The organism is Acinetobacter sp. ANC 3813, from assembly GCF_002135435.1.
Lineage (GTDB): Bacteria > Pseudomonadota > Gammaproteobacteria > Pseudomonadales > Moraxellaceae > Acinetobacter.
Window position 1 is genome coordinate 64,315 of record NZ_NEGK01000013.1, and the last position, 20,821, is coordinate 85,135.

Below are 20,821 nucleotides of genomic sequence, written 5' to 3' on the forward strand. Positions count from 1 at the left end.
TCACACAATTAATTAAATGCAGGACGATTTAAATTCTGGCCTGCCGCAACAATAAACTTATCTGGACGTACCACAACAACTTGTGTCTGATGCTGATTCATCCATTCGATTAAGCTGCCGTTAATATCAACAATATCATCGAAGCCTTTGCCATCATCAGCTGTATCAAGCAAAGTGAAATATTGCGCATTCAACTCATCCCACTGAGTAATTTGTTCTGCACTCATTAACGTTTTTGGATCAACTTGATTGCCTAAAACAAAGAATTGATCCTGAGTAATGTCATCCAAATATGCTAGCTTGCCACGTGAATCTGTTACACGTGGTTGCGGTAAAATTTTACCTACAGCAGTATTTTCAGAGGATTGTACCCAGCCCAATTCAATTACAGGCAATTTAAGTACAGGAGGATCATCACTGAGTTGTGGAGCTATAGCAGCCATTTCTTCCTCAGTCACTTGCTGCTTAATGATACGGCCCAACTGTACTGCAACTTGCGTGTAAAATTCAACGTTTGGTGCACGTTCAACTTCATAACTGTCTAAAATGCTCTCAGGCATACGTCCATTCAATACTTCTACTAATTTCCAGCATAAATTAAAAGAATCGCGAATACCTGACTGCATGCCAGCACCAGCCCAAGGTGGCATCATATGTGCAGCATCACCTAGGAGAAACACACGACCATCACGCCATTTTTCCGCACGACGCACATGATGTTTATAAAATGCATGTTGATAAAGTTCAACCTCTTTATCTGTTACACCCATAGAGTTAAGCAATGGCCAAATCTGCTCATTAGTTTGAAAGTCCTGCTCTGACTCATGGCTTTCTAATGGAATTTCCCACCGGTGATTACCTAATGACAATGCAATATCAACAACTGGTCGTTTTTGATCTGACCAGAATGTTAATAAATTTCGGTTTTTCCACCAGCGTTTTACTTTTGCATCAATAACCACCCATTTGGTATCAACTGTATCGCCAATGAGTGCGATGCCTAAACTTTCACGAGTACGACTTGAACCACCATCGCAACCTAAAGCATATTTGACACGTATTATTTGGGACACTTGATCTTGATCAGTTACCGTCAACTCAACTGCTTCATCTGTTTGTGCAATAGCATCGACTTTTGTTCCAAAGAAAATTTGGCAACTCTCTTTATAGCGCTCAACACCTTGACGTAAAGTCTGTTCCATCTTCGGCTGATAAATTGCATAAGATGTTGGATGTTTTCCTAAAATACTTGGTGGGAAACCCATGCGTAAAATTTCAGTACCATCATATTTTATCCAGCGCAACCCTGCTGTTTCATCCATATCTTTGGCAATCGCATCATCTAAACCAATCGATTGAAAACAGCGCATAGTCCAATCACTGACAGTTACTGCTCTAGCTCTTGAATAAAGGTCTTTATCTTTTTCAAAAATTACCGTTTTGATTCCATGCTTACCTAGAATATTTGCTGCAGCTACACCTGTAGGGCCATAGCCAATAATCGCTACATCAGCATCATATTGCATTGAATTCATCCTTGAATCCTCTTATCTGTTAGTTGTTAAAAATTGCTGAACAGCTTGGTTAAACCATTCTGGATATTCAAATTGCACCCAATGTCCACATTTGCTTATGGCGCGAAATTCACAATTTTCCAATTTTTCGACTGCCTTATAACCTCCTTCGATTGGTAAAACGGCATCTTGCTTACCCCAGATCAATAAGGTTGGTGCTTTAATATTTTCTAAAATGGGCAAAAGATTCTCAGGCAAAAAATTGCTTTGTCGAGCGGTAGAAATCACTTCTGGATTTTGAGCATCACTGTAGCGCGCATGTAGCAATTCTTCTGTCAGTAAAGACTGGTCATAAGCAATTTGCTTTAAGAAACCATAGACATTATCTCGAGATGGATCACCGCCTAATGCTTTCAGCATTAGCATTAATGCAGGTGACAGCCTGTTGTCTTTACCCGGCAAACCACCTGGTGCCATCAAAATCAATTTATCAACAATCGATTCATCTAACTGTGCCACTTTAATGGCTGTTGCACCCCCCAATGAGTTACCTACAAAAGAAGCCTTTTGTACATTTAAAGCCTTAAGCGCTTTATAGATATATTCACCTAGCGATTGAAAAAATGAGCCATTAATTAAGGGTTTATCTGACTGCCCATAGCGAGGTAAATCAAAAATAATATTGGTGAAATTTTCAAAATTCGGAAAATTTTTCGAGTAATTGCTAATACCATTAGCTCCAGGGCCACCGCCATGCAACCAAACTAAATACGGACCAGAGCCAAATTGTGAATAATGAATTTTGACGCCGTCAACGTCTACAAAGTTGGAGCTGAGATTGAGTTGTTCCATTTAGATACTCACAAGAAATGAAAATCATTTTTTGTACTCCCTTATCAACTGTTTAATGATTTTCACCTGCATCTCGCAACCAAGCTCGATATTCACCTGTCCAGGCTCAATCTGATTTGCAAGAATAAATCCGTCACCAATTGCCAATGCCATATCGGCAATTGCATAAATCATTTTAGTTGATAAAAGAGCGCTTTCCAGAGCTGCTAAACCTTCAATATGCTGAATCAAAATTTGCCGTGCATGCCCACGAATTCTCTTTATAGCTTTCTGAATATTCTCATTACTACCATCATCTTCCAGACCAATCATAAACATCATGCGCAGGACCTTCGGTGGATTTTTAAAGAAATCTGCGTCAATCATTGCTAACTGCTGTTCAATATCTATGCTGTTTTCAGGTGAATATTTCAGTTTGCTGTTCAAGTCCTCAATTGCACCATATTCAAGTGCAGCTAAAAGCAATTGTTCTTTATTGCCAAAATGCCAATAAATTGAAGTTACAGGGTAGCCACTCAACTCACTAATCATTGAAATACTTGTACCTGAATAACCATGATTTGACATCAGTTCCAGCGTAGTTTCTAAGATCTTTAGCGGATTAGATTCATTCCTGCGTCTTTGCCTTTTAGGCGCAATTTGAACACTTTCTTTTTGCATGTACGGCCTTGTTTTTGAAACAACCTAAAGGCTTATTATGCTCGATGTTGCTTATGCCCCCAAGAACTTAATTTTGAGAAGCTTTCTATTTGCCAATTTTTGTAATCAATCAGCTTTCCGCCATAGCCAACTTCTACAGCTAAACCACTTGGCGACTGTACATAAAACGAGAACATTTCATCATTTGGATGCTTACCTAAAGACATTACAATCGGATCTTGCGCACTAGTGCAGCGATCAAAAGCCAATCCAACATCATCAATTGATGCGACTTCTATCATCAGATGATGCAGACGTTTCGCTTCAGGCGGCATAGGGGCAAATGCAAATGAATGATGTCGCTCATTCACATGCATAAACGTTGCATCAATCACAATACCCGGCGCAATTTCTTGAGCAATAGTATCAGTAATAGACAGACCTAAACACTGATAGAAATCAACAGAAGTAGCCTTATCCTGCGTTGAAATCAATACATGCCCTAAGCCTTCATCTGTTAAAAATCTTGATTGGAGCTGAGTGCTAATAAATGTGCCATTAGACTTTTTTAATCCCGCAGCAAACTCATGCTGGAGGCCGTTTAAATCGCTTACAATATAGAGCTCATCTACCTGACGCTGCTCTTTTAATTCTGTGCTCGCTATGACTGCAGTAATACCCTTCTGTGCAAGTTCAGAAACATATGCTGATAATACGTCTACATTTGGAAATGCCCAGCCAATAGTTTTTAGATCATCCAGAGGGCCTTGCGAAATAATTATTCGGTAAGACTGATCATCCATACACAATTGCAATTCTGTAGGGTTAGTTTGAATAACCTGAAATCCTAATCGCTCTGCAAAAGCTTGCCAAGCTGGCAAATCACTTGCCTCGATTTCCAAGTAGCTTAGTTTTGAAATTCCTTTCATACGCCTTTCGTCCAATTTAATTGCAAATTATTCATGAACAATTAATAATCATGTATGTAACGTTCATTACATATGTTTTAATATAGTTTTTGAGTTTAAAGAAATAGTTAAAAGTTATGAATGAATATCCAAGGAGTGGAACTATGGAATTAAGACATTTAAGATATTTTATTGCCGTTGCTGAAGAGCTTAACTTCACCAAGGCTGCTGAGAAGCTATGTATTGTACAACCATCTCTTAGCAAACAAATACGTGATTTAGAAGATGAAATTGGCGTTATTTTATTTGAGCGCGATAAACGCAACGTTCATTTGACCAATGCTGGCAAAGGTTTTTTAGAGCATGCATATCAGACCATTGAAAGTTCGGAACGCGCCATAGCAACCGCTAAACAGATTATTTTATCTAGCAATAAACAAACGAAAATTGGTTTCAATCCTCTTGCTGAAATATTGATTGCGCCACATATCGTAAGTTTGATGCGCAATAATGGCTATCACGCTGAACTGAAAAGCATGAACTGCGGAGATCAGATTCATGCTTTAAAAAATTCTAAACTAGATTTAACTTTTACCCGACATAAACTAGAAGACCCTGAATATGAAAATATTTTAATTAAGAATGAGTCTATGTATTTATTTTACAGAGAAAACTATAAAGACTTAGACGACAGCATAAATGTACAAAAGCTCGAAAACACCCAATTCATCACATTTTCCGCTCATGAAGCCCCCATACTTGCAGAAAAAACAGTCAACTTTTTAAAGCAAAGCAACATACATCCTCAACATAAGATTTTATGCTCTAATATCATGCAGCATATTAACTTTTTGAACACACTAAACTGCTGGAGCATCATTCCTGAATACAGCATCAGTTTTTTAAAAGGCAAATACAATGTCAAAAAATTGGAACTCAGCGCACCTTTGTATGCAAACTATAGAAAACGCAGCAATAACAGCTCCTTAAATATCATTCTTCCTCTTTTACAAAAGCTAAAGAATATTGAGTTAAAAACTTAGCGTAATATTTTATACGAAACTGAAGAAAGCACTAAAGCAAGATGCTTTCTTCATAACCTATTCAATAATTATTTATTGAATTCGAATCCACGACATTCTTCGGCTCACAGCTGACTCATCCAACTTCCCCCTTAAAATAATCATCGTTTCTTTTGAATTTAATTTTCCGCTAATATTTTTGTATGTCACTTTTCTAATAGGATCCACAACTAAGCCATGTGTAAAATATCCGTATTTTTTAGGATCTTCTCTTAAGTTTGAAAGTATCAAAAAGTTCTTAAACTCATTCGAGTTGATCCCTTGCGGATTCAATACTTCAATGGCCCTTCCCTCATAACTCCCATTAGACATTTTAGATATTTTGAGTTTTGCTAAAGAAACTCCTGTTTTATCATCAATAATTTTCCAATCCCCTGAAAGATCAGCTGCGTAACTTATGGTACTAATTAAGCAAATAACTATTAATAAAAACTTTAAACTCATAAATAAATTTCCTTTAAAATTATTGGTATCATTCAAATCCTAGAACTTGCATATTGAAATTTAACAGAAACAATTTTTTTTAGTCTTGAATGAATAAAAAGAATAGACTTAAAACTAAAATCTATAAAAAGAACGTTTTGTATACTTATAACTTAAATAGGCTTTGTTGCACAAAGCTGTTCTTGAGGGCTTCTTCAGCAATATAATTTTCAAATGAAGAAGTCTACACACAAAATCTACCGCACAACCAATTGGCCCGCATATAACAGAGCCCTCATTAATCGTGGGAATATTGCTATTTGGTTCGATCCAAAGACCCAGTGGTATGCACAATCACAAGGCAAACATGGACGAAATCAAACTTACTCCGATACTGCTATTCAATGCTGCTTAATGATCAAATCTTTATTTAAATTGTCTTTGCGAATGGTCAAAGGCTTTGTCCAAAGTCTGATTAAGCTTTGTGGATTAGATTGGATAGCGCCATATTACTCCACACTGTGCAGAAGACAAAGGCATATCGATATTGCAATTGGCTATCAAAAAAGTAGTGGTGGTCTCCATCTACTCGTAGACTCTACTGGCCTAAAGTTTTTAGGTGAAGGTGAATGGAAGCGTAAGAAACATGGACCTGAATATCGTCGCCAATGGCGTAAGCTTCATATTGGTATCGATGCTGAAACCTTTCAAATACGTGCTGTACAACTCACCGCAAATAATGTCAGTGATTCACAGGTACTGGAAGATTTACTTGCTCAAATCCCTTTAGATGAACAAATCGATTCTGTCTATACAGATGGTGCTTATGACACAAAACGATGCCGTCAGGTCATTGCAGATCGGCAAGCACATGCGGTGATTCCACCTAGAAAAAATGCGAAACCATGGAAAGATACAAAGAGTAGCTCGCTAGAGCGAAATGAATTACTTCGAACAGTTACACGTTTAGGCAGGACACTATGGAAAAAAATGGTCAGGCTATCATCGGCGAAGTTTGGTTGAAACTAAGATGTACTGCATTAAATTATTAGGAGATAAACTCAGTGCAAGGAGTTTAGATAGCCAAGTGAATGAGATTCATGCACGTGTAGCAGTGCTCAACAGATTTACGGAATTAGGTCGACCACTTACCCAAGTTACGCCTTAAATTTGGCTCAATTAGGGGCGCTTTGCATTTCAAATCTTTGTGCAACAAAGCCACTTAAATATAAACAAATTATGAGCCGGCTCTTTAACTCTTCTACAAGTTTAGTTTTATAGTTCTAATCGATGCCTAAAAAATAAAATTCAATAGAGCCATTATGGCTCTATTGAATTTATTAATTAACAACTTTTACACTCCCCTGTAATCCTTTCTATGAATATTCTGTACAAAACCCTTTCGCTGATTGAATTTAGGTTTACCTTTGGGTTCAGCCTGCACCTTTTCAGATTCAACAAGTTCATCCGTATAAAACTTCACCACCAAATCCAATACTTCCTCTACATTCATCTCAAACTGCGTATTAGCAAAACATTGTCTTACCATCTAATCTAAAGCTGCTTGATTAAACCCACACAACTTACTTTTTTGATCAATCTCTTTAGCCGTATGAATGGCTTCTGGTAAATGAACTCCATCCCGTAGCGTTAAATCCACGTAATACACTGGGGTACGATAACTTTGTGTGGTACTTTTCCCTCGAAGAGCCAGTTGTAGTGAAAAATATGAAAGCAAGCTATTGGAGGCTGCTGGTAGTAGGTGGTAGTTGAGCCGTGTGGCCAACGTTCGTGTGCTGTTAAACCCCGTGATTCTAAAGATGAATGTCCCAAGTTCATCGGATTCATCTAATTAAATTGATTTTGCACAAATCTAATATTTCCTGAATCATATTGTAAGATACTGATAAAACATATATTAATTATTAATTATGTACATAAAAATGGCTAAGTCTGTACAGAAATCAAGGGGTTACTTAAGGATTATTTATGCCAAGTTCTCAGCTACAAGAACAAATACTGATAGTGAATGCACTAGAAAAATTTATATTTGAAAAAATCCGCTCGTCTCCATTTTTGAGTTTCCATAAATCTATCCTCATGGCATCTAATGAAGAAGATTTCAGGAAGGCAATATATACCTTAATTGACGAAGGTCATTTCAAAGAGTCGGAAGAAGATAAAATAAAAAGACTTTGTAACAAACCTGTTAAGGTATTTTTTCCAGATCAAGATGGGAATGATCAAGTTGCAAAGCTTGATTTCGAATATCGCCTCAAACATTATCACGAAGTACTTCAAGCTATTCGTAAATTTAGATTCTCACTTAAAGCTAATGCTTTAGAAAATATTGAAAGTGAATTCAATGAAATTCGGACTGCTTATTCATCACATGTAGATTGCATGAATCAGAAAATGCTACCCCCTATTCTAAGAAATTTTTTAGAACAAGGGGTCTCTAAGTCCTTCAAAAAATATAATTTTCAGCGCATACGCAAACAACCCTTTTACAACTTTTTGGAAAGTTATATTCAGAATTATAGAGGCCGAAAATTTAGTAGTTTAAAGGAAGTATACAAAGACTTAGATTTGAAAGTGACTGCAATAATTTCTCAATCTATCCAAGATGAGATCAATCATTTAGAAGATTTATTAAAAATTATGGTAAACAAACATAAAGGATGCTCAATATTCAACCATCGCAAAGCCATTATACCTTTATCTGTTGCTGAACAAATATCGTTACTTAAGCAAGGCAAACCTATTTCATCTACGTCATTCTATTCATCGCAGGACCTTACTGATTTTCAAGAACAGTTCGAATCGTTCAATGACTGGAAAGAGAATATTGAAAATAAAATTAACACTTTAAAAAGTGAACTAGTAACTTTTAATAATCCAGATACCCCCTTTGAAAGAAGCAAGGCTTACCTAAATGAAAGGCCCGACCTGAAAGAAAAACTCAAGGAAAAATGCATAGTTAATAAAAAATCCTAGCATATCTTTATCATTTCCCCCGTTGACGAACTTTTGATGATCTCTAATGTTTTATTTTTTTCCTTGATTAGTCCAAAGCTAATCTATAAGGAGTAAAAATGAACACATCAATCAATACAATCCAAATGCTTAGACTTCGTGAGCTTATCAAACTGATTGGTTTATCTCGGTCATCCATTTATGACCGATTAAACCCACGCTCGAAACGTTACGACCCTAACTTCCCCAAACCAGTAAAGTTAAACCGGGCTTCACGCTGGTTAGTCAGCGAGGTTGAAGAGTGGATTAGAAACAAAATGTCCTGCCGAGATCGAGCTGCTTCGGTGAGCTAATTCTGTACAAGCAGTTTCTCAAAAACATGCACGATTCACGCAACTTTTGAGTTTAGCTCTTCGGATTAGCTTAAGGTTTGAATTACGGTATTTATATCATTTATATAGTTTATATACTATTCAATTATTTAAATGTATTTAATACAGTTTAAATGATTGGATCAATGCCCATATAAATTATAACTTGTATTTATATAATTAAATACATGTATGAATCCCCAATTCGTTAGCATCTATCACTTGACCGAATGATATTCCCGCATGGACACTGCCTTAGCACCGTGTCCAAGGGAGAGCTTTACTTAATCGTTGTGTTTTTAAGTCAATTCCATTTAATTCAAGGCTTAGACATGACTAAACCCAAATTATCCAATACAGCTGGACTGTTTACGATGCTCGATCATGAGCTCCTAGAGCAAGCGAAATTTGATCATCAACACACAGTACTGAATCACGGTGAAGAGCAGAGAGTTGCTATTCATCATCAAGACAATATTGTCACACCACTATTGCAGCAAATTGAGTTAGTGCAAGCTGTCATGGCATGTAAGTCCCCTATTGTTAAGATTGTACCTGTAAAACAGCACGGTTTAACTGATCGTTTTTTTCGTAAATTTGCAAAACCCATTGAACCTTTAATGAAAAGCTTCTTTGAACTGCTTCATGCATACACACCTCCAGAGATAGAGCCTGGTGTGGCCTGTCTTGCTTTTGATCATGCTCGATCTCAACTCACTCAAGATGAATTCGATGAACTGGCAACTCAGGGCGTTGGATCATCACATCATCTTGAAGTTATTCAGCCATTTGTTGATGCCTTACTACACCTTGTAGAATTGATTAAGTCGTATATGAATGATCCTAAAGTCAAAAAAAAAGTCCGTGACCAAAATAACCATTGCAAAAATATGAAAATGGTTTGCGTTGGATACATTCAACAATTGCTGGAAGTCTACTCTAGGTTATTGGTCGTTCGAATGGATTTATCCCTTATGCGAGATCAACAGACTTTACTGAAAAATGCTTATAGCCTGAAAGAAATTCGCTCCAAGCATGATTTGGCTTATATCAAAGCATGTACTCAAAAGCTGCTGAATAACAAACGGAATAATCCAGTCATGAAAATGCTTGTGGGTTATATCTTTCGCTTCGAATACACCGTCCGCTCTGGATTTCATGTGCACTGTTACTTTCTCTTCAATGGGGATAAGCAACTACAAGATATTACCCTCGCCCAAGGCATTGGCAAATTGTGGAACAAAGTTACACAGGGCCAAGGCACTAGCTATATCTGCAACATGAAGAAGGATTCTTATCGGCACTGTGCGATTGGCATGGTTCATTATGCAGATACTGAAAAGCTCGGATATCTGTATAAAACCTTTGATTACATCTGCAAAACTGAACAGCTGTTTGATTTTACCAATATGAAAGGCGCACGGGGATTCCAACTCGGTGAAGCGCCAGAAAAAAAATCAAATACTGGTCGTCCACGTAAATATGCTCAGCAACTCAATTTAAATTTTTAAATCATGCTTATGATATGGGAGACACTCATGCCAATCCATGCCCGTGATATTTTAACTGCCCAAGAACAATTTGATTCTCTGGAAATGCTGAATCATGTGACCAAAGCTGGAAATCGAGGCTTTACCAATTATCCACCGCATATACAGCCAGTTGCACTTTCAATGTATAACACCATGGCAAAAAAAATACGTTCAGCAAAGAACCTAAAAATTTTTACGCATCAACCCACTGGGATGCCAACTGGGTTTCCTGATTTATACCTCACCAAGTTAGGGCAATTGGTGATACCAGTTATACACGATTACACCTTTAATCCCTTTGTGAATGGACGCTTTAGGAATATGACGGTCAATCCTTTGATTAAACTCATGGCTGAAACCTTGACTGCACACCAACTTTCCAGTGGTCAGTTTTTAAATCGTGAATACTATGAAAAAGCTGTAGATACCTGTTTTTCAGACTTCAAGGTTCGATGTGGTACGCGAAACAGCACCACCATATTTAACTCTTGGCGAGCCATGTATGTAAAATCTCAAGGTGATATCAATCGCTTTATCGATATAATGATTGATGAATCTCCAAGGTTCGAAGTTCATTCCATTGTTGTCCAATTGAAAACAGCTTCAGGGAAAATGCCTCAATTCGGTGATGAACACTTCAAAGGTCAAACGGAGAATGAAATGTTGGCTGATCTTGTAGAGCCAATCATAAAAGCGGTCTGGCTGAACAAAGATTCAAATGATGTGATTGGCATCTTGTCGAAAAATGAGATCGATATTATCGGTGATATAAGTAAAAGACTGATTTTCTTTGTGAAAAAAGAATACACAGATATGGATAATTGGACTGATACAGAATTATTCCAAACTGTTCATCCATTTTTGGAAAATACGATTACCCACTGTATTTCTTATGGTGACGTGCCATCAATGAATGCTGGCGTAGCTCCAATGTTCCAAGGACAACATTTAAATTATTACGATTTAAATCAGTCAGGCATTGCACCGAGGTTAAGCCGTTTAAAGGCTCATCTTTACGGTACTGACTATTGGATGCGTGTTGATGGGGATAGAGCTACTGTACGAATTGAACATCAATACGGTTGATATAGGCTTAACAAATCCAACGAGCTATATGCTCGTTGGATTTATATTAAATAGCTAACCTATTAATATTATTCAATGCTAAGCTAAAAGTGCCGTTTTGGTTACTCAATTGGATTTAGAAGCAGAATTCTGTGTTTCAGGTGTTTCAGGTCGATACTGCACATTTAATTTATCATAAATACGCCAAGCAGAATCCGCTCCCCAAAATAATAACCAAATAGAAGTAATAGTCAGAATGAATAATGATAAAGAAAAAATAAAACCTAAAAAATAAACACTGGAATTTACAGGAATAGGATTTAGATATGGAACCCAAGTTAATATTGCAACAAATATATCATTTAAGTACAAAATCAATAAGGATAAAAAATAAGAAATAGCAAGAATAATCAAAAACTTAACCAGTTGAGATTTAGTGTAACGAGTGACAAAAATAGTTTTTCCGTCAGTAACTTCTATTTTTATGAATTTTCTTGCTGTAATAACCTCTTCAATTACTGAAAAAAAACGCTGAGGATAATTTTCAATAACATAGTCTACTTCAAGATGTCCTACTTTTTCAGATCCAACTAAAAGTTGTGCTGCGCAATCCTTTTCAATTTGTTGAACGTCTTTCTTATAATATTTGCTAATGTACGCTTTAACTTCCTCAATTCGTTTTGCATAAAATTTTCGTCTATGAGAAAATCTCTGTGTTTTATCAAGCCATACAAATAAAGGACCAAGTGCGACAAGTATTGGCAATAATTTTAAAATTAAATCAACCATATGATAACCAAAGCAAAAATTAATTTAGAATTTTTGAAATACTTAGACCGTAATTACTTTGCATAAATAAGAATAATGTAATTATTAATAAGGCGATTGCTGAAAAAATTGAAAAATACATCTTTAATTTTACAACAAATGCATTATGGTCTAATTCTTCTTTAACTGATAATATTTTTATTGCTTCATCCTCAAATTTTGAAGACAATGCAGAAAAAATATTTGTGTATTCTTTTATCATTGAGACCAGAATATTTCTCTGCCCCCAAATATTCATAATTAATAAAGCAACCATAAATGTAATAGTAATTAATACTACTATATTTTTGGTTACAATAACTTGATCATTGGGGTTTACTTGCTGTATTTGAGCTATAGCAAACCAGATACCCGCTGGAACAGCTAACATTTTTGTAGCAACAGAATCAAATGAATCATTCATTTTTTTGATATATTCTGTTCTTTTTTCAAGGTATTCCTTTCTAACTTTATCAAAACTATAATTATCTACATAACTTTGATAACTATGATTAATATTATGAATTAAAGGATTTAAATTTTTTATAATATGAATAAAGCGAATGTTCTCATCTTGATCTTTAACAAAATTAGTAACTTCTTTAGTCATTAAATGAATAATTGCTTCTCTATGCATATCTTTATTCATCAAACTTTCCAGCGATTCGCTGTCTATAGAATTTTCCAAGCAATTTTCTGTCAAATAAAAATTAAATTTATAGGAACGATTAAAAAAAATAGTTCCAGGATCACTTTTGGTTTGTTCAGTCAAAAACTGAATAAACTCAAAGACCTTTCCAACTTTCAAATAATTTTTATATTTTTCACTCTGCGAGGACTTATCAAAATAAGAATCTGAAGCTGTAAAATAAATTTCATGCACAGGATTTGTCACATAATGCTCAAAACTAAGTAGTTCATTCCAGTCTGCACATATAAGGAATTCGTCTCCTTTGTTGAGATTATTTTTTTCTAATTCAACTTGAAATAACCAGTCATTATTTGAAAACTTACTTTCAAACTTTGAAATAACATTATTAATATCTATCGATGTGGCATTCTGTGATGTTATTTTTTGAACCTTAATACTTGAAGCAGCCAATCCTGCTTCACAGATCATTTTAAATTTTAAAATAGAATTTGAATCAAATTTAAACCAACCTACAAATTTATCATGAAAGTCTTCCCTGTCCTTTAGGGACAGTAAAATCTCACGATAAATTTGTAATTGGCTATCTGTCATTTCTGATCTGCCTGATTAAGGTTTTTTGTAGCATTGTCAATATCATTTAAAAATTCTGCTGTTAACAAGCTTTCGTCAATTTCAAGTTTACCATTTTTGCGGAAGATACGTCGTCCTATAAGATGGCGAGCAATGCTCAATGAAACGTCCCTGTTACGACTGCTTACTTTTTTGAAACCATTGAGCACACCTTTACTGATTGAAATATTGTCAGAGATGTTATGTGTATTGGATGCATATATAAAAAAGTCTTCACTCTTTTCAGGAAAAACACGCTTGGCTATATTTCCAAGTAAAACATCATTATTATTTTTCAAGCAGTCAGATACATAAGCGTGGGTTTCCATTAGTTTCTTATCAACTTCATCCTGAATCATCATAAGCTTTTCAGGATTCTCATCAGGGATATGACTAAACTCTTCTTTTACAAAGTCTTCAACCGCTGTCTTAAGCTTCTGTGTTTCTTCTTTAGCTGCATTTGCATCAACAATACAACCAATAAAACTCTGAAAATAGTCCCTGACTTCATCAGCATGACCTTTCTTAAAACGAATATATCTGTTGGAAATATCTTCTAACCATTCTGAAATGTTAATAGTCGCTCCAATATGTAATTTATCAATATCCAATATTTCACGAACAACAAAGTTTAATTCACCATCAACATCAGTTCCCTTGGTCTTGTTAATTACAGCAACAGCCAGTCTGATCTGAGCCATAGATTCATACTCAAAAAAGACTAAATATCCTCCATTAATCCTTTTATCCTTCGTTAGGATTGATTCAAAATGCTGTGCAAGCTGTTTTGTCATTTCAACAAAATCTGAACAATCCACAATCTCATCATAGAAATCTTTTAACTTTTGCTCAAAAGCTGGTAATGCTGAAGTATCGTCATTCAATGCGAATTCGCCAACATAAAGATTCGCTTTAGCAAACATTCGTATGAGGCCAACAGCTAACTCTGCATCCAGCTTTGATACATCATTTTCTTCATTTTTAATATTCGAAATGATTATATCTTGACCATCATCAGCTTTAGCCCTGCGTATCTCATGAATAATAATGTGTTGGATTCCCATTCTACCCTCAAAAAAACATATTGAAATTATTAGGTTTTATGCATGCACTTATACCATTTTAACAAAACTATTTAAATAACTGTGTTAGGTAAAGCGACATATCTTTTCGTACAAAAAAGCCCAATCACTGATTGAGCCTTTCACGCTATGCTAAATTAGATTTAGTTATTTTGGTCCGTACCGGATTTATTTTTCCCACTATCTTGACTAGAGGTAGAAGGGGCAATTGTACCTTTCAGAGTCTTGATTAAATCAGTTGTCACTTTGGTCTGCTCTATTAGACTTTTCACCATATCCCCATCAGGCGGTAAAGACTTTTCAGTTTCATATAAGTTTTTACCAAAATATTTATCAGCTAGTTTAGCCTTCAAGTCTCTAATTTCTTTACTATCCCAACCATTAGTGTAGCTTGCTAAAGCAATCAATTCACCTTCCGTTTGCTTTGCTTGGTTAGCAATTCGTCTATGTTTTTCTCCCTCTTTAGCTAAATAAAAACCAAAAATAAAGAAAGTAATAATAAAAGGAATTTTCCCTAAAATTTTATCCGTATTAATTAAATTTTTAACAATATAATTATTTTCTGGAAATAAAAATAAAGCAATTAAACAAATCAATGATATAATTGAAAAAATTCCAAAAATTAATAGTGTAAAAAATCTAAACCATGTAGCTATTAATATCTCTTGACTATATAATTTTGAATAAACTTTTACAGCATCAGTATTTTTTACATCTTCAGAATACTGTAATACAGCATTTTTCTCTTTTTCTAGCTGTGTAACATAATTTTTGGCCAATGATAATTCACTACGAATATCATTTTTTACTTTATCCATTAATGAAAAGCTTTCACCGAGAGATGATTCATATCCTTCTATAATTAGGTTCTCTAGTTCTTTTAAATTATCTATCTCTTTAATTTTACTTGTAAGTTTTTTTGATAGCTCACTTATTTCCTTAGATTTCTCATTAATTTCCTTAGATTGCTGATATTTATATGTAGCTCCCCAAAAATAATCATTACTCCAACTATTTCTAGGACCAACAAAACTCATAGCATTTAAAACATCATAAAATGCATGTATTAGCTCAATACTATCTTGGCTACCTCTATCACTAAAGAAACCTAAAAAAGTTTCGGTTTTATCAGCAAATTTTTTCAAATAGTCTAACGGCAAAATTATAAAAAACTTATACTTTTCTCTATTTTTAAAAAAACTATTAATTATCCTAATATTATTTAATGTTTTATTTATTTCAAGATTATCACTTCCATCATCTGTTTGAATAAAAAGCGTTTCCAACTTTAATAAATTATTTTCAATATTTATAAGAGGCTCAATTTTTTCATAATAATTAGCATATTCAGTTAGCTTATTATCAACATCCCCTCTTATTATGGAAGTCAACTCATCCACAATATTATTAATTTCTTTTTTAAAAGAAAAATTAAATAAAAAATTATTATCTTTTAACACAGCATTATAATCAGATAAAATTTTCTCAATTTCTAATATTTTTGACATTACTAAATTCTTATTTTCATCATCTATAAACCTTCTACTTATTTTAAAGCAATGATCAATTTCATATATTTTTTCATTTATAAAGTTTTCTACATTAAAACTATTTTTATCTTCCTCATTGAACTTCTCACTTTTTAAATTCTCAATATTTTTACTAACAAGTCTTAAATTTCTAAATAAACTTTCAAATTCTGGATTTTCATTGCCAGTCTCTATTCCAACATTATGAGCCATTATTATTAATACCTTTTACATTCCCCGTGATCTCAAATCAATTTGACCTAATCACAAAAAAAACTAAGCCATTGTACCAAAAGGGAAAAATTACTCTACAAAAATCCATAAAATGTTGATGGAATATCCTATTTTGTTTGTATCGCTAGAAGGCTATTTAATTCATAACAAACTCATGTTCACTGCTGAGTTCTATTTTTGAACATAAAAAAGCCACATCTAGAGATGTGGCAAAGAGGTGTCATTAATAAAGGGATATAGAGGATCATACTAATCACATACCCAAACTGTAAGATTTAAACATTAAGCTAAACTTAAATGGCCAATCGTAAGGCCAATTCCAGTCCGCGCTGCTTGAGTCCTGCTCCTGCACCGAACCATGCAGAATCCAGTCGATGATCTTGACTCATAGCACGACGCTCATGATCCACAAATTCAGTAATTGAACAGAGTAAGCCATAAGCTGTATCTTTAGCTGAGGCAAGATCTGCTCCCCGCCCCTGACCATTAAACATATTCATGGCTTTGCTCATAGCACGTGCATTCGGTTCAGTCTTGTTTGTCGCTGGATTGGCTTGAGATGCGACATTACGGTAAAACTGGATAATGTTTTCTTCCTGATCCTGACTGCCGAAGCTGGTGTTGTTAAACACAGCATCAAAATAGGCAGCGGCTTCACCCTGGGTGACTTTACGCTGGCTGAGTTGTTTCATTTCATACATATGTTCATCCCATGTTCGTACTGAAATTCCCAGCTGCTGTTTGATCTTATCTGCATCAAAGCGAGTACTGTGTGGAACTTTAACAACGCCAGCACTGCTGCTCTGTCCTTTGAGAGCGATGGCTAAAGTGTTATTGCAGACCACACGGATAGAGGTAAATTGCGCTGTCGTCGCCAATGTTCCGTCACAAGCCGTTGCAAGAAGAATATAGCCATTGCTGACATCCTTGCCCTTCAGTGCTGTACTTTGTCCGGTACGTGCCAATGCCCAGAACTTCTTACCGCCTTTCAGTACACCTGCGGTTTCCAATTCAAAGCCTGATTGTTCAGTGAGGTCTCGGTAAAACTCCAGAATCTCTTTGGGCTGAACTTCCTGATAACGTTGGCTGACCACAGATAGCGGTGCATGGGTATCAGAGCGGTACAAGACCCGTTGTTCTTCATAAGGCATGATGATACTTTGCCCGCGTTCGTTTTGCACCATATAGCTGACATTGGAGGATTCAATCCGCCAATCCATGCCGGCCTGCTGTGCCCAGACTTCAATCGGCTGATTATGCGTGAGTCGGTTGCCGAGGCCATGCCAAGGGGTTTGACCGACATAAGCCATTTGTTCAATTTGATGCGCCATAGTAAAGATTCCTGAAATTGATTGAATAAAATATTTAGAAGTAATGAGCCATAAAGCGGTTAAGGCTTGGCCCAAGCAAAATGCTGCCGACAACCCAAACAGAGATATTGATCTGCTTGGTTGTAATAGGCTTCAAAGCAGTATTGACTGACAACCACCAGCACACCGCCGATTACGACACCCACAGCTGCACCTGCCGCAGGTGAAAGGCCGGCCTTCTTGGCGAGCCTTGCTCCAAGCAAAGCCATTTGTGCAGGCGAGATGCAGCGCTGCAGCTGTTCAAAGTAATTTGAGTTTGAGTTTCCAGATGCTGTCTGTTTGACATTACCCGACTTGCAGTAGGGACATTGAATTAAGGACACGGTATATTCCTTGTAGATGAGTTCAGCTCTAGAGCTCTGAGTGCAGCAGGTATAAAAAAACCGCATCCCTTTAGGACGCGGTTTAGTCAGTTCTAGAATTAAAGTTTAGATTGAAACGCGCTTAGTTAAAGCTGTAGCTCGCTGTTCCCTGTTCCGTTTCAACATCCACGCGCACGACATTATCATAACCACAGCCGGTTAATTTCAGCCTTAAGCGCAAGCCCATTTTAAAGTGCTGCGGGTATTCCAGCGATCTGCGATAGCCTTCATAACTGCATTCCCCGTTATTAATTAAAACGTTGGTGACATTAATCGGATCTGCACTGTTGGAACGAATCGTCAATACCGTAGCGGATTGATTTTGCGCATACCAGTTACTGGTATCTTTGACATCGAGTTCTACCGTAAATGTATTTGGATCTAGGCCAGAGTTACACCCGCTCAACAACATCCCTGTCGTTGCAGTCACTGCGAGTAGAATGGGTTTAAAAAATTGCTTCATAAATTTATCCTCAGCAGTAGTTATAGCTCACGCCATAATCGCCCGTATTTAAATCAATACTGACCAGATGAATTTCACAGTCTGTACCATTATCAAATTTATAAACGTAGTAACGATTACCCGCCTGCTCCGATTCCAGTGCTCCGTGTTCCTGCAAGCTGAAGTCTTTCACTGATTTGCCTGTATCTTTTGCGGCTTTGGCGAAGACATAGCGTTGATACTTGTCTATGTTGTCCTGCTCAAACTGAGGCAGTTCGTCATAAGGCAGCATCGACAATAAGGTATCGACAGACTTTAAGTTTTTATCAAACTCAAAGCTGAGCAGCTCAGGTTCATGAGCTGATGGACTCAGACTCTTGCTTCCCGTGGTCAGTTCTTTGACATCGATCCCATCCACTTCTACCGCTGCAATCTCGGTGGATGTTGCTTCTGAACTGGCAGATTCCAATGGCTGTGCAGAGCTGGCCTCCGAAGTACTAGCCGCTTGAACAGTTTTTTCAGATACGTGTTTGAGGCTAAAGAAATAGAAGCCTGCGATGCTGATCAGGGTCAGGGCTAAGATTGCCGCCAAGCCCAATATGGTTTTTTGGTTCATCTCAAATGCTCCCCGTCTTTAGTTGGGTACAGTGACTTGACCATTCTGAGCATTAAAGTGAACAAAGCGCGGACAGCCACCCTGAAAGTTCACGGTGAAATTACGCCAACCACGGTTGCCAGGATTGGTTTTATACATGCACTGATACACCCCGCCACCCAAATTTCGAGCTTTAACAAAATAGGCTTCACTGGCTTGCGCAAACCAGCCCGCCTGCGCCCATGACGCGCCTGCAAGCAGTGAAGAAATCAGGGCAGTTTTTAGGAAAGTTTTTAACATAGTCATTTTCTCTTTTTACAGGCATCACCGGTCTTCAGCAGATCCAGTGTCCCCCATGCAATATTTGTTGGAATGAATATCTAAGTTTTTGAATTTTTTATAGACGATAAAGCGTACAGATCTACTTAGCTCAAAACAGCATTAGAGATTCATCTTCATATCGGTAATATGTATTTGAAAAAGTTTTATTCTTAAAAAGTCACAGACACAGCTATGCGCAACAGCACAGCACAGCACAGCACGCGGCCTAATAACCAATCGGCACGAATATGGAAAAAGAAAAATACAAAAGACGAGAATAATTTAAGCGCATGGCATGCTCCTAGATGATATAGAAGTTCTACCAAATCACTGTCAAATGATGGTGGCAGAACGAGAAAGGGTTGACAGACCAGTCATCTAGGAACCGGCACGCCCGAAGGCGTCCCTCCCCCGTCCTACCGCAACGCTGGAGGGACGAACGAGTTCGCCACCAAAAAATTACTTTTTTGATGTTCTAGATGAAAACGGTCTGTCAAAACCGACTGACGATGTAGGTCAGCCGGCTAAGGATAATCTGCACGCTATAGAGCGTCAAGCAAGCTAAGCGAATGAATAGTGAAAATATTTAGAATTATGAAATGTTTGAATAAGAATATAGTTAGATTTAAATACAGTTTTTTAAACTACATTCCTTAATCTTCTAAATACGGCTAAAAGAAGCCAATCCAATCCAAAATTTGATGAGGGGTAGGTTGTGGGGTAAAACCATAGACAAAAAATAAGCCCTTGTAAAAACAAGGGCTTATTTAAATATTTGGCGGAAGCGGTGAGATTCGAACTCACGGAGGGGTATAAGCCCTCGTCGGTTTTCAAGACCGGTGCATTAAACCGCTCTGCCACGCTTCCATGTGCGCCATCATACGGAGCTTTTCCAATGATGACAAGAAAAAATTACAACTAAGCCTTTCAAATGAATATTGTTTCACCAAAAAGCCTTACAAACGTGCTGCCAATTCTGCGCCTTCACGTATTGCACGTTTTGCATCAAGTTCTGCAGCCAGTTTTGCGCCGCCAATAATATGGTAATTCGCCAATGTCTTTTCATTTTCTGGGGGCATTAAATCTTTAATGGACTCCTGCCCTGCACAAACAACAACGGTATCGACACGCAGCAATTGGTCATGACCTCCCATCTCAATCCACAAACCTTCATCCGTAACAGACTTATACTGCACACCGCGCAGCATGCGGACTTGATGTTTTTTTAGCTGTGCGCGGTGCACCCATCCAGATGTTTTGCCTAGACCTGCACCTAGTGCAGTGGCTTTACGCTGTAGCAAATAAATTTCACGTATAGGCGCATGCACTTCAGCAGGCTGCATACCGCCTTCAGAAATATAATTTACTGCTGGATCGACGCCCCATTCACGTTGCCAATCCGCCAAAGGCTGCGGTTGCGGCTGATGCGGCGGTTTAAGCAAAAATTCAGATACAT

19 protein-coding genes, 1 tRNA gene and 3 pseudogenes are annotated in these 20,821 nt (G+C 36.8%); 6 read left to right on the forward strand and 17 right to left on the reverse strand.

Features of this window, described 5'->3' with window-relative positions:
* Positions 1-8: 8 nt before the first annotated feature.
* Genes B9T34_RS16740 through B9T34_RS16755 form a run of 4 tightly spaced genes read right to left on the reverse strand, consistent with a single transcriptional unit; the run spans position 9 to position 3,934 of the window.
* Positions 9-1,535, reverse strand: a complete 1,527-nt coding sequence (locus B9T34_RS16740) for a bifunctional 3-(3-hydroxy-phenyl)propionate/3-hydroxycinnamic acid hydroxylase (protein ID WP_086214274.1) — start codon at positions 1,533-1,535, stop codon at positions 9-11.
* 12 nt (positions 1,536-1,547) lie between these two features.
* Positions 1,548-2,366 (reverse strand): alpha/beta fold hydrolase, encoded by an 819-nt coding sequence (locus B9T34_RS16745; protein ID WP_086214275.1) that lies wholly within the window; start codon positions 2,364-2,366, stop codon positions 1,548-1,550.
* Between the two features lie 24 nt (positions 2,367-2,390).
* On the reverse strand, positions 2,391-3,026 hold the full coding sequence (locus B9T34_RS16750) for a TetR/AcrR family transcriptional regulator (RefSeq protein ID WP_086214276.1): 636 nt from the start codon (positions 3,024-3,026) through the stop codon (positions 2,391-2,393).
* Between the two features lie 35 nt (positions 3,027-3,061).
* Positions 3,062-3,934, reverse strand: coding sequence for a VOC family protein (locus tag B9T34_RS16755; RefSeq protein ID WP_086214277.1), 873 nt, complete (start codon positions 3,932-3,934; stop codon positions 3,062-3,064).
* Between the two features lie 143 nt (positions 3,935-4,077).
* On the opposite strand from B9T34_RS16755, the gene B9T34_RS16760 reads away from it, so the two are divergent.
* Positions 4,078-4,956, forward strand: a complete 879-nt coding sequence (locus B9T34_RS16760; protein WP_171265232.1) for a LysR family transcriptional regulator — start codon at positions 4,078-4,080, stop codon at positions 4,954-4,956.
* 72 nt (positions 4,957-5,028) lie between these two features.
* Here B9T34_RS16760 and B9T34_RS16765 read toward each other — a convergent pair whose 3' ends face one another.
* The gene (locus B9T34_RS16765) at positions 5,029-5,439 is read right to left on the reverse strand and encodes a hypothetical protein (RefSeq protein ID WP_086214279.1); all 411 of its coding nucleotides are present in this window, start codon (positions 5,437-5,439) and stop codon (positions 5,029-5,031) included.
* Between the two features lie 213 nt (positions 5,440-5,652).
* On the opposite strand from B9T34_RS16765, the pseudogene B9T34_RS16770 reads away from it, so the two are divergent.
* Positions 5,653-6,586, forward strand: a pseudogene (locus B9T34_RS16770) (IS5 family transposase).
* A gap of 172 nt (positions 6,587-6,758) precedes the next feature.
* Here B9T34_RS16770 and B9T34_RS16775 read toward each other — a convergent pair.
* Positions 6,759-7,270 (reverse strand): annotated as a pseudogene (locus B9T34_RS16775) (hydrolase or metal-binding protein); the annotation flags it as partial.
* Positions 7,271-7,407: 137 nt separating this feature from the next.
* On the opposite strand from B9T34_RS16775, the gene B9T34_RS16780 reads away from it, so the two are divergent.
* From B9T34_RS16780 to B9T34_RS16795, 4 genes are all read left to right on the forward strand, one after another.
* Positions 7,408-8,415, forward strand: coding sequence for a hypothetical protein (locus tag B9T34_RS16780; RefSeq protein WP_086214280.1), 1,008 nt, complete (start codon positions 7,408-7,410; stop codon positions 8,413-8,415).
* 98 nt (positions 8,416-8,513) lie between these two features.
* Entirely contained in the window at positions 8,514-8,747 is a 234-nt protein-coding gene (locus B9T34_RS16785) for a helix-turn-helix transcriptional regulator (protein WP_086214281.1), read from the forward strand.
* A gap of 350 nt (positions 8,748-9,097) precedes the next feature.
* Positions 9,098-10,276, forward strand: coding sequence for a YagK/YfjJ domain-containing protein (locus tag B9T34_RS16790; protein WP_086214282.1), 1,179 nt, complete (start codon positions 9,098-9,100; stop codon positions 10,274-10,276).
* Positions 10,277-10,303: 27 nt separating this feature from the next.
* On the forward strand, positions 10,304-11,383 hold the full coding sequence (locus B9T34_RS16795) for a hypothetical protein (protein WP_139841285.1): 1,080 nt from the start codon (positions 10,304-10,306) through the stop codon (positions 11,381-11,383).
* A gap of 105 nt (positions 11,384-11,488) precedes the next feature.
* Here B9T34_RS16795 and B9T34_RS16800 read toward each other — a convergent pair whose 3' ends face one another.
* From B9T34_RS16800 to fadH, 11 genes and pseudogenes are all read right to left on the reverse strand, one after another.
* On the reverse strand, positions 11,489-12,151 hold the full coding sequence (locus tag B9T34_RS16800; protein ID WP_086214284.1) for a hypothetical protein: 663 nt from the start codon (positions 12,149-12,151) through the stop codon (positions 11,489-11,491).
* Positions 12,152-12,170: 19 nt separating this feature from the next.
* Positions 12,171-13,412, reverse strand: a complete 1,242-nt coding sequence (locus B9T34_RS16805) for a hypothetical protein (RefSeq protein WP_086214285.1) — start codon at positions 13,410-13,412, stop codon at positions 12,171-12,173.
* Positions 13,409-14,494, reverse strand: coding sequence for a nucleoid-associated protein (locus tag B9T34_RS16810; protein WP_086214286.1), 1,086 nt, complete (start codon positions 14,492-14,494; stop codon positions 13,409-13,411). The genes B9T34_RS16805 and B9T34_RS16810 overlap by 4 nt, the downstream gene beginning before the upstream one ends.
* 161 nt (positions 14,495-14,655) lie before the next feature.
* Positions 14,656-16,254 carry a hypothetical protein gene (locus B9T34_RS16815; protein ID WP_086214287.1) on the reverse strand — a complete coding sequence of 533 codons (1,599 nt, stop codon included), beginning with the start codon at positions 16,252-16,254 and terminating at the stop codon, positions 14,656-14,658.
* A 314-nt stretch (positions 16,255-16,568) separates the two neighbouring features.
* Positions 16,569-17,606 (reverse strand): DUF932 domain-containing protein, encoded by a 1,038-nt coding sequence (locus B9T34_RS16820; RefSeq protein ID WP_086214296.1) that lies wholly within the window; start codon positions 17,604-17,606, stop codon positions 16,569-16,571.
* Between the two features lie 59 nt (positions 17,607-17,665).
* Positions 17,666-17,968 carry a hypothetical protein gene (locus B9T34_RS16825; RefSeq protein ID WP_086214288.1) on the reverse strand — a complete coding sequence of 101 codons (303 nt, stop codon included), beginning with the start codon at positions 17,966-17,968 and terminating at the stop codon, positions 17,666-17,668.
* Positions 17,969-18,089: 121 nt separating this feature from the next.
* Positions 18,090-18,470: a hypothetical protein gene (locus tag B9T34_RS16830; RefSeq protein ID WP_086214289.1), complete on the reverse strand. Its 381-nt coding sequence runs from the start codon at positions 18,468-18,470 to the stop codon at positions 18,090-18,092.
* A gap of 10 nt (positions 18,471-18,480) precedes the next feature.
* Positions 18,481-19,065, reverse strand: coding sequence for a hypothetical protein (locus tag B9T34_RS16835; protein WP_086214290.1), 585 nt, complete (start codon positions 19,063-19,065; stop codon positions 18,481-18,483).
* An 18-nt stretch (positions 19,066-19,083) separates the two neighbouring features.
* On the reverse strand, positions 19,084-19,344 hold the full coding sequence (locus B9T34_RS16840) for a hypothetical protein (RefSeq protein ID WP_086214291.1): 261 nt from the start codon (positions 19,342-19,344) through the stop codon (positions 19,084-19,086).
* A gap of 797 nt (positions 19,345-20,141) precedes the next feature.
* Positions 20,142-20,232: transfer RNA gene (locus B9T34_RS16850), tRNA-Ser, on the reverse strand.
* Between the two features lie 89 nt (positions 20,233-20,321).
* A pseudogene (fadH, locus tag B9T34_RS16855) lies at positions 20,322-20,821 on the reverse strand (NADPH-dependent 2,4-dienoyl-CoA reductase); the annotation flags it as partial.